The sequence below is a fragment of the Stenotrophomonas sp. DDT-1 genome (genome assembly GCF_001580555.1).
GTDB classification, from domain to species: Bacteria; Pseudomonadota; Gammaproteobacteria; order Xanthomonadales; family Xanthomonadaceae; genus Stenotrophomonas; species Stenotrophomonas sepilia.
In genome coordinates, this window is the sequence record NZ_LEKR01000078.1 from 1 (window position 1) to 8,790 (window position 8,790).

The window sequence follows — 8,790 nt, forward strand, 5'->3', positions numbered from 1 at the left end:
TCCAGGGCCAGTGCCACGCCATCGATCAGATCGTCGTAGGTCTGCACCCGGCGGGTGCGCTTCAGCGCCTGCAGGCGCTGTCTGGCTTCGTCGCGAAGCACGTGCAGGAAGTTCAATGCGGTGGCACGCAGCCAGGCATCGCGTTCGGCCAGAAGCGCGACATAGCGGGCCAACGGCGCCTGCAATGGCGACGATGGCGTGCGCTCGGCGAATTTCTTGTTGGTCTTGGCTGCCAGCGCCTCCGGCAGCAGTGCCGGCAGGCGCTCGCTGGTCAGCAGCTCGCGCGGGTCGGCGCGCTCGGCCCAGCCCAGCAGTTGCCGGCCCAGCGGGTGCAGCCAGCCCAGCTTGTACGACACGCCGTTGATCCATTTGTTGTCGACCGCATCGCAGAGGTCGATGAAGAACTGCTCGCCATGCTCGCGCACGCTTGCGGACAGCTCTTCGGCAACACTCTGCAGGGCGGCCTGCGGATCGGGCAGCGCCACCGCCTGTGGCAACGGGTGCAGCGGCGGCGCGGCCAGCAGCGCGCGCAGATCGGCGGCCAGTGCGTCCGGGGTGGACCACAGCCAGGTCAGCGGTTCCAGCGTGGCCGGGTCATTGGCATGTACCCGCCACAGGTCGGCCGCGAGCGCTTCCAGCAACTCACGGTCGCTGGCCAGCAGCTCCGGCGGATCAAAGGTGTGGCCGCTCTCCAGCGCATGCTCGCGCAGCACGCGGGTGCAGAAGCCATGGATGGTGAAGATGGACGCAAGGTCGATCTCATCGGCGGCGACCTGCAGGCGGCGCTTCAGTGCGGCGGCGCGCTCGGTACCTCCCTGCAGATGGCGCTGCAGCACCTCGCGGGTCAGCCGCACGTCCGGTGCTTCGCCTTCGACCGCTTCCAGATCGACCAGTCGCGCCGCCAGCGCCAGGCGCTCGCGGATGCGCTTGCGCAGTTCCTGGGTAGCCGCATCGGTGAAGGTCACCGCCAGGATCTGTCCGATGCGCAGGCCCTGCTCTACCACCAGGCGGGTAAACAGCGTAGCCAGGGTGAAGGTCTTGCCGGTACCGGCGCTGGCTTCGATCAGGCGGATGCCATCCAGCGGCAGGGCCAGATAGGGATCGACCGCCATGCACTGGGCTCGCTCATCGATGAAGGCGGGGCTCATGCGCTGCCCTCCTGGCGCGTTGCGGCGCCGAGGGTGCGGCCTTCGCGCACCGCGCTGAAGACCACCTGGCTGTTGCGCAGCAGGTCGGCATAACTGGCATCGGAGGCGAACGGGTCGGCACCCCGCAGCAGCAGCTGCCAGGCGTCGCTGCTGGATTCACCCCAGCTGCGGTCGCTGCCGTGCCACTGCTTCCAGCCCTCGCTGCGCTGTTTCTCTGCCGGCGCGTTGTACAGCGCCCAGCCCGTATACGGGGCAAAGCGCAGCGGCTCACGCAGGCCGCGCTGGCGCAACTGCAGCAGCGCGCGCAGCGCCGCGCGTGCAGCAGGCGCGCTCAGTGCCGGCAGTACATGCGGGCCGGGACCGGCGTCGCCACCATCGTGGAACTGCACAAGGGGCAGTGCGTCGCCGGCGGCGTTGGCCAGCAGCCAGTCCAGGCCCTGGCGGATCACTACATTGCCATTGAGCGTGCCAGCACGCAGCCGCACCAGGCCTTCGGGATGCCGATCGGCCACGCGGCCGTGCAGGCGCACGCCATCGATGTCCACTTCGTAGCGACGGCTTTCCAGCGGCTCGCCCTGCATCCAGCCCAGCAACGCACTGGCATACGGGCGAGTCTTCAACTGCTCCACCTCGAACTGGCGCTGGCCCAATGGACCGGACGGCAGCAGGCCACGCGCGCGCAGCCGCGGGTACAACGGTTCGGTATCGCCACTGAGCGTGGCGCGCACCACCGCCGCCTGCACGCTGCGCTTTTCCGGGCCGCGCGATGACAGCACCAGCGGTTCCAGGTCATCAACTTCCCCGGCATCGTCGGCCAGGCGCAGGCCCATCGACTGTGCGAGGAACTGCCCGGCCGGGTCGCACAGGAAGCGGCGCAGGGTGTCGAGCGCGAGCTCGTCTTCCACGGCATCGTCGGGCGGCGGCGGCAGCGGGGCATCGAACCACGGCTGCAGGCCCCCACGCTGGCCGGTGAGGCGGCCGGCAGCGGGATGCCATTGCCGCCGATAGCTGAAGCGGCGTGGATCCCCCTCTCCGAACGCCGCCGGTGAGAACGGCTGCAGTGCATGGCGCACGGTAAAGTCGCGGACCGCCGCAGGCGGATCGAGGTGATACGCGGCGGCGGCATCGATCAGTTCACTGACCAGCACCGACGGCTCACGCACGCTGCCATCGCGTGGATCGGCGCCGAGGTAGCTGAGGTAGAACACCTCCTGCGCGGCGGCGAACAGCTGCAGGAACAGGAAGCGGTCGTCTTCGCGGGTGGAGCGATCGCCCGGGCGGCGGCGTGGCGTGTCCAGCTCGGCGGTGAGCTGGTTGAGGCCCGCGGCCGGGTCACGACGCGGGAAATCGCCATCATTGAGACCGAGCACGCAGATCACCCGGAACGGCAGCAGGCGCATCGGCACCATGCGGCCGAAACTGATGCCACCGGTCAGCAGCGGCGCGCGCGTATCGGCCTCACCCAGTACACCGGCGAAGTGCGAACGCACCACCTCAGGCGGCACGCCGTCTTCGAACCCGGCCTTGGCGGCATCGTCGGCGAACTGATTCAGCAGCTTGCGCAGGCGCTCGAGGGCACGCTGGCTGTTGGGCGAGCTGGGCGCGGTCGGCAGCAGCGCGTCCAGCAGCGACAGCAGCCGTTGCCGCCACTGCGCCGGGGTCAGCAGCTCGCCGAGGCGACGCTGGTAGACCGCCAGCACGCGCAGCAGCCGCAGCAGCCGGTCCAGTGCTTCCAGCGCGCCGCCTTCCAGGTCGATCCACGGCGCCACGCCGGCCAGGTCCGCCTCGCTGCCGGTGGCGTGACCGAGCACCAGGCGGTCCAGTGCGAACTGCCAGGTGTAGGCGTCGTCGGCCGGCGCCTGGTGCTGGTTGCGGTGCTTCGCATCCAGGCCCCAGCGTGCGCCGGCCTGCTGCAGCCAGCCATGCAGGCGATCGAAGTCCACTGCTTCCAGCCCGGCCGCTTCGGCCAGCGGCGCGCTGGCGAGCAGGTCCAGCACCTCGTTCAGGCCGAAACGCGAGACCGGCAGGCCCAGCAGGTGCACGAACACATCGGCCAGCGGCTCTCCTGCCAGTGGGCTGCTGTCGGCCAGCGCGTAGGGAATATGCTCCTCCTCGCCGCCGCGGCCGCCGAACACCGCCTCCAGGTACGGCACATAGGGATCGATGTCCGGCGCCAGCACCGCGATCTCGCGCGCCTGCAGCGGCGGGTCGAAGCGCGGGTCCTGCAGCAGGCTGCGCAACTGGTCGTGCAGCACCTGTAGCTCGCGCAGCCGGGTGTGGCAGGCATGCACCTGCAGGCTGGGGTCGTCGCTGCGCAGCCCATCGCGCAGCTCGCCCGAGGGCAGTGCGCGGCGGTGGAACAGATCGCGCTGCAGGCGATGCAGCAGGCTGTCGGACAGGCCGCCTTCGTCCAGGGTCGGCCGGGTGTCTTCCTCCGGATCCGAATACGCGGCAATCTCGCCGGCCGGGTGCACCACCTCGTAGCTGCCCAGCACCGCCATGAAGTCGCGGCCGGCCGCACCCCAGGCTTCCAGCAGGCGGTTCTCACCAGCCGCTTCACCGAAGGGATCGGGTGCCCCGCTGCGCAGGCGCTCGGCCAGCGTCTGCAGGTCACCCCAGTACGACTGCACCGGAGTGGGCATATAGAAGTGCAGCTCGCCCACCCGCGCCTGGGTGGCCATCACCCGCAGCACGTCGGGCGAGATGTTGAGCGTCGCGAACGCGGACATGCGCGGTGGCAGGCCCTGTGGCAGCGGCTGGCCGGCGCCCTCGAAGCGATCCAGGTACGCCTGGATGCGGCGCGCGCGGTAGTCGCGGCCATGGGCGATGGTGCGCCAGAGGATCGCCTGCGGGTCAGCCGGGTCGGCGCCGGCCTCCCAGCGCAGCAACCAGTCGCGGCGCCAGGCCTGGTACTTCTCGAACACCGACGCCAGTTCACCGGCCAGTGCCCACGGCTTCAGGGCGTCGCCGCCGGCAAGATAGGACTGCAGCGCGCGCATCGGTGGCTGCGCCAGCAGCGCCGGGTCGCGCAGTGCCTGGTACAGCTTCCAGTGCAGGCCCGCCGCGTCCAGGTCGTCGCGTTCGCCCGGCACATTGGCATTGAGTGCACGGGCAACGAACTCGCCCGGGGTCAGGAACTCGAGGTTGGCGGCCACGCCATATTCGGCAGCGAGTGTCGCTTGCAGCCAACGCCGCATCGCCACCTGCGGGATCAGCACCACCTCCGGCGCGAGCAACGGCTGGCCCGGAACAGGCTCACGCACGTTGCGCGCCAGCAGCGCAGCCAGCACGTCCAGGGAGTTGGAATGGTAGAGGCGGAAATCGCTGCCCGGGTCACTCATCGTGCACAGTGTGCAGCACGGCAGGCAGTATTCAATGGCCCGCCCATCGCCGGTACGGATTGTTCCGCGCTGCCAGCCGATTGTCCCGGCCTGGCAAGGGTCATGCCGTGCCACAATACTGGACCGTCCAGTCTGCTTATGTTCAGCCGATGGGCCCGATCCTTCGATGTCTAAAAAACGTTAATGGTGCCCATGTCGGCTTCCACCTCCAGTCTGGTGCAGTTATCCAACGTCCGCATCGACCGGAGCGGGCGCACGATCCTGCGCGACGTGTCGCTGCAGGTGCCCAAGGGCAGCATCACGGCCGTGCTGGGCCCGTCCGGCAGTGGCAAGTCCACCCTGCTGGCGGCACTGACCGGCGAACTGCGTCCGGTCGCCGGCGAGGTCACCCTGTTCGGCAAGCCGATCCCGCATGACAGCGGCGCGCTGCTGGAAATGCGCAAGAGCGTGGGTGTTCTGCTGCAGGGCAACGGCCTGCTGACCGATCTGACCGTCGCCGAAAACGTCGCGCTGCCGCTGCGCGCGCATACCCGCCTGCCGACCGCCGTGCTGCGCCGCCTGGTGGAAATGAAGCTGCATGCCGTGGGTCTGCTGGCCGCTGCCGATGCCTGGCCGCGCGAACTGTCCGGCGGCATGGCGCGCCGCGTCGCGCTGGCCCGCGCGCTGGCACTGGATCCGCCACTGATGATCTACGACGAGCCGCTGACCGGGCTGGACCCGATCGCCTCCGGCGTGATCATGAGCCTGATCCAGCGCCTCAACCACAGCCTGGGCCTGACCAGCATCATTGTCAGCCACCACGTGCACGAGACCCTGCCGATCTGCGACCAGGTGATCGCCATCGCCAATGGCGGCATCGTGTTCCAGGGCACGCCCGAGGCGCTGCAGTCCAGCCAGGACCCGCTGCTGCGGCAGTTCCTGCACGGCCAGCCCGATGGCCCCATTCCGTTCGATGCCGCGCCGCGCGCGAGGGTCGCCTGATGCCGTTCGTCCAAGCCACCCGCTCGCTGGGTCGCGCCGGCCTGTTCTCGCTGACCGTGCTGCGTGGTTCGCTGCCGACCCGTGATTTCCTGGCCGAGCTGACCCGCGAGATCTACAAGATCGGCGCACGCTCGCTGCCGATCATCGCCGTCGGTGGTGCCTTCGTCGGCCTGGTGCTGACTCTGCAGGGCTACCGCACGCTGACCACCTTCGGTGCGGCCGACGCGCTGTCGACCCTGCTCGGCCTGTCGCTGTACCGGGAACTGGCGCCGGTGCTGACCGCGCTGCTGTTCATCGGCCGCGCCGGCAGCTCGATCGCCGCCGAACTGGGCCTGATGCGCGCCACCGACCAGATCAAGGCACTTGAGCTGATGGCGATCGACCCGGTGGCCAAAGCCGTCGCGCCGCGCTTCTGGGCGGCGGTGCTGACCGTGCCACTGCTGACCGGCATCTTCTGCTCGCTGGCGATCAGCGCCAGCTACTTCGAAGCGGTGCATGTGCTGGGCCTGGACAATGGCGTGTTCTGGTCGGCACTGCGCAACAGCGTCGATTTCTGGGATGACTTCGGCGTGGCGATGCTGAAGTCGGCGATCTTCGGCGGCACCGCAGCGCTGGTCGCCGCCTATGTTGGTTTCCACGCCGAGCCGACCATCGAGGGCACCTCGGTGGCGACCACCCGTGCGGTGGTCAATGCCTCGCTGCTGGTGCTGATGTTCAACTTCGTGCTGTCGGCAATGTTGTTCACCTAACCCCTCCACCGGCGGTGCGCAGGCGCGCGCGGCCACCACGACTCGATCAGGTAATCCACATGGCCATCCGCGGTCCCAGACTCGAATTCTCTGTTGGCGCATTCCTGCTGCTGGCCCTGGCCTCGCTGATGGTGCTGGCCGTGGCCTCGACCAACCAGCGCTGGAGCTGGGGCAGCCAGGGCTACGAGCTGAAGGCGCGCTTCTCCCAGGTCGGCCAGCTGCGCAAGCAGGCGCCGGTGAAGATCGGCGGCGTCACCGTCGGCCAGGTCGCCTCGATCGACCTGGATCCGGTGAAGTTCGAATCCATCGTGACCCTGCGCATGGACAGCAAGGTCAAGGACCTGCCGGCGGACACCTCGGCGGGCATCTTCACCAGTGGTTTGCTCGGCGAGAGCTATATCGGTCTGCAGCCGGGCGGTGACCCGGACGTGCTCAAGGCCGGTGACGAGATCGTCTTCACCCAGCCGGCGGTGGACCTGATCCAGCTGGTCGGCAAGTACATGTTCAGTGGCGGCGCCGGTGGCGGCGCTGCTCAGAAGCCCAACGATGGCGCGCAGGCGCCTGCAACGGAACCGCAACCATGAAAATGAAACTGATCCCCGCCCTGCTCGCCTCGGCGCTGCTGATGGCCACCCCGTTCCTTGCCCAGGCCCAGGCCGCCGCCCCCGCCGCTGCCGCAGCGCAGGGCCAGGCCGGCAAGGTGGTGATCGATGCCAGCACGCGCATTCTCACCACGCTGCAGCAGCGCCGCAGCGAGTTCAGCAGCAATCCGGCCAGCCTGCGCAGCTACATCGACAGCGAACTGAACCGCACCTTTGACCGCGACTATGCGGCACGCCTGGTGCTGGGCCCGCACGCCCGCGGCGCCTCCGACGCCGACATCAAACTGTTCGCCGATGCGATGGCCGACAGCCTGATGCAGCGCTACGGTTCGACCCTGCTCAACATCCAGGGCAAGCCGAGCTTCCGCCTGAAGGGTGAAAGCCCGCTGCCGGGCAACCGTGGCGTGCGCGTCAGCACCGAACTGGTGCGCGCCGGCAACGAACCGACCCCGGTCGAGTACTGGATGCGCAACGTGAACGGCCAGTGGAAGATCTTCGACGTCAACATCGAAGGCATTTCCTACGTGCAGACCTTCCGCAACCAGTTCGATACGCCCTTGCGCCAGAAGGGCATCAAGCAGGTGGCCAGCGAGCTGCACAGCGGCAGCATGCAGGCCGGGCCGGCGGGCAATGGCAAGTAACGCACTGGCGCTGCTGGAAGGCGACACCCTGCGCCTGCGCGGGGTGCTCGACCGTGCCGCGGTGATTGCACTGTGGCCGCAACTGCAGGCCCTGCCAGCCAAGCTGGCGCGGCTGGAGCTGGGCGAGGTCGAGCGCGTGGACAGCGCCGGCCTGGCCCTGCTGGCCGAACTGGCCTCCCGGGCACGCAAGGCGGGCCATGCGCTGGCCATTTCCGGCGCGCCGGCCGGCTTCAACGAGCTGAGCGCGGCCTACCGGCTGTCGCCCGACCTGGACTTCAACGCTACTTCTGCTGCGAGCTGACATGAACGTCGTACGCACTTTCCCCCTGATACTCCTGGCCACCGCGCTGACCGCCTGTGCCGGCAAGCCCGCGCGCAGCGACGCACCGGTCGCCAGCACCGTGGTCGCGGCCGGCGCTCCCGCCGAAGCGGCGCCCGCCGACACCGGCGTGACCGAGGTGGCCCCGGTGGACAGCCCGCCGATCGCCACCGCTGCGGCGCCGACCCCGCCCGCAACCAGTGCCGATGCCGATACGGCCAAGACCGCCGCGGCCACTGCACCGGGCGGTGATGATGATTTCGATGCCCTGTACGGTGGTGCCAGCAACACCGGCAGTGCGGCCGCCTATGACCCGTGGGAACCGTTCAACCGCAAGGTGCACAAGTTCAACAACGCGGTCGACCGTGGCATCGCCCGCCCGCTGGCCACGGCCTATACCCATGTGGTGCCGCGTTTCGCGCGTACCGGCGTCAGCAACTTCTTCAGCAACCTGCGCGCACCGGTGACCATCACCAACCAGCTGCTGCAGGGCCGCGGTGCCGATGCGTGGGACAGCCTCGGCCGCTTCCTGATGAACAGCACGCTGGGCATCGGTGGCCTGTTCGATCCGGCCAGCAAGGCGATGGTGCCGCGTCGCAATGAAGATTTCGGCCAGACCCTGGGTGCCTGGGGCTGGCGTCGTTCGCGCTACGTGGAACTGCCGTTCTTCGGCCCGCGTACCGTGCGCGATGTGTTCGGCCTGGCCGGTGACATCCCGTTGTCGCCGATCCGCCGCATCGAGGAAGACAAGGTCCGCATCGGCCTGCAGGGCCTGCAGCTGGTCGACACCCGCGCACAGCTGCTGGCGATCGATGATCTGCGCGACACCGCCGTGGACGAGTACTCGCTGGTGCGCGATGCGTGGATGCAGCGCCGCAACTACCAGATCGAGAACGACCTGCGCAGCAAGCGCGACCGCGGCCATGACGATGCCAATTCGCCGATCCCCGTGGATGCGATGCCGATGCCGAACTGGAGCAACTGATCGCTGCAACCCGTGCATGAAAAA

7 protein-coding genes and 1 pseudogene are annotated in these 8,790 nt (G+C 68.8%); 6 read left to right on the top strand and 2 right to left on the bottom strand.

All coding sequences use genetic code 11. The features are described from left to right. Positions 1-1,148, bottom strand: a 1,148-nt coding sequence (locus AB839_RS20610; RefSeq protein ID WP_156476706.1) for a UvrD-helicase domain-containing protein, incomplete at its 3' end; no start/stop codon positions are given. Beyond that, positions 1,145-4,489, bottom strand: a complete 3,345-nt coding sequence (recC, locus tag AB839_RS20615; RefSeq protein ID WP_061480751.1) for an exodeoxyribonuclease V subunit gamma — start codon at positions 4,487-4,489, stop codon at positions 1,145-1,147. The genes AB839_RS20610 and recC, both read right to left, overlap by 4 nt. A gap of 192 nt (positions 4,490-4,681) precedes the next feature. On the opposite strand from recC, the gene AB839_RS20620 reads away from it, so the two are divergent. The 6 genes and pseudogenes from AB839_RS20620 to AB839_RS20645 all read left to right on the top strand — a co-directional run bounded on the left by AB839_RS20620 (position 4,682) and on the right by AB839_RS20645 (position 8,766). Further along, the gene (locus AB839_RS20620; protein ID WP_061480752.1) at positions 4,682-5,470 is read left to right on the top strand and encodes an ATP-binding cassette domain-containing protein; all 789 of its coding nucleotides are present in this window, start codon (positions 4,682-4,684) and stop codon (positions 5,468-5,470) included. Next, positions 5,470-6,219, top strand: a complete 750-nt coding sequence (locus AB839_RS20625) for an MlaE family lipid ABC transporter permease subunit (protein WP_005414955.1) — start codon at positions 5,470-5,472, stop codon at positions 6,217-6,219. Before AB839_RS20620 ends, AB839_RS20625 begins: the two co-directional genes overlap by 1 nt. A gap of 59 nt (positions 6,220-6,278) precedes the next feature. After that, positions 6,279-6,743, top strand: a pseudogene (gene mlaD, locus AB839_RS20630) (outer membrane lipid asymmetry maintenance protein MlaD); the annotation flags it as partial. A 56-nt stretch (positions 6,744-6,799) separates the two neighbouring features. Beyond that, complete coding sequence (locus AB839_RS20635) at positions 6,800-7,462, top strand: ABC transporter substrate-binding protein (protein WP_061480753.1); 663 nt, start codon at positions 6,800-6,802, stop codon at positions 7,460-7,462. Further along, positions 7,452-7,763, top strand: a complete 312-nt coding sequence (locus AB839_RS20640; RefSeq protein ID WP_049417176.1) for an STAS domain-containing protein — start codon at positions 7,452-7,454, stop codon at positions 7,761-7,763. The genes AB839_RS20635 and AB839_RS20640 overlap by 11 nt, the downstream gene beginning before the upstream one ends. A gap of 1 nt (position 7,764) precedes the next feature. Then, positions 7,765-8,766: a VacJ family lipoprotein gene (locus tag AB839_RS20645; protein ID WP_061480754.1), complete on the top strand. Its 1,002-nt coding sequence runs from the start codon at positions 7,765-7,767 to the stop codon at positions 8,764-8,766. Positions 8,767-8,790: the final 24 nt, after the last annotated feature.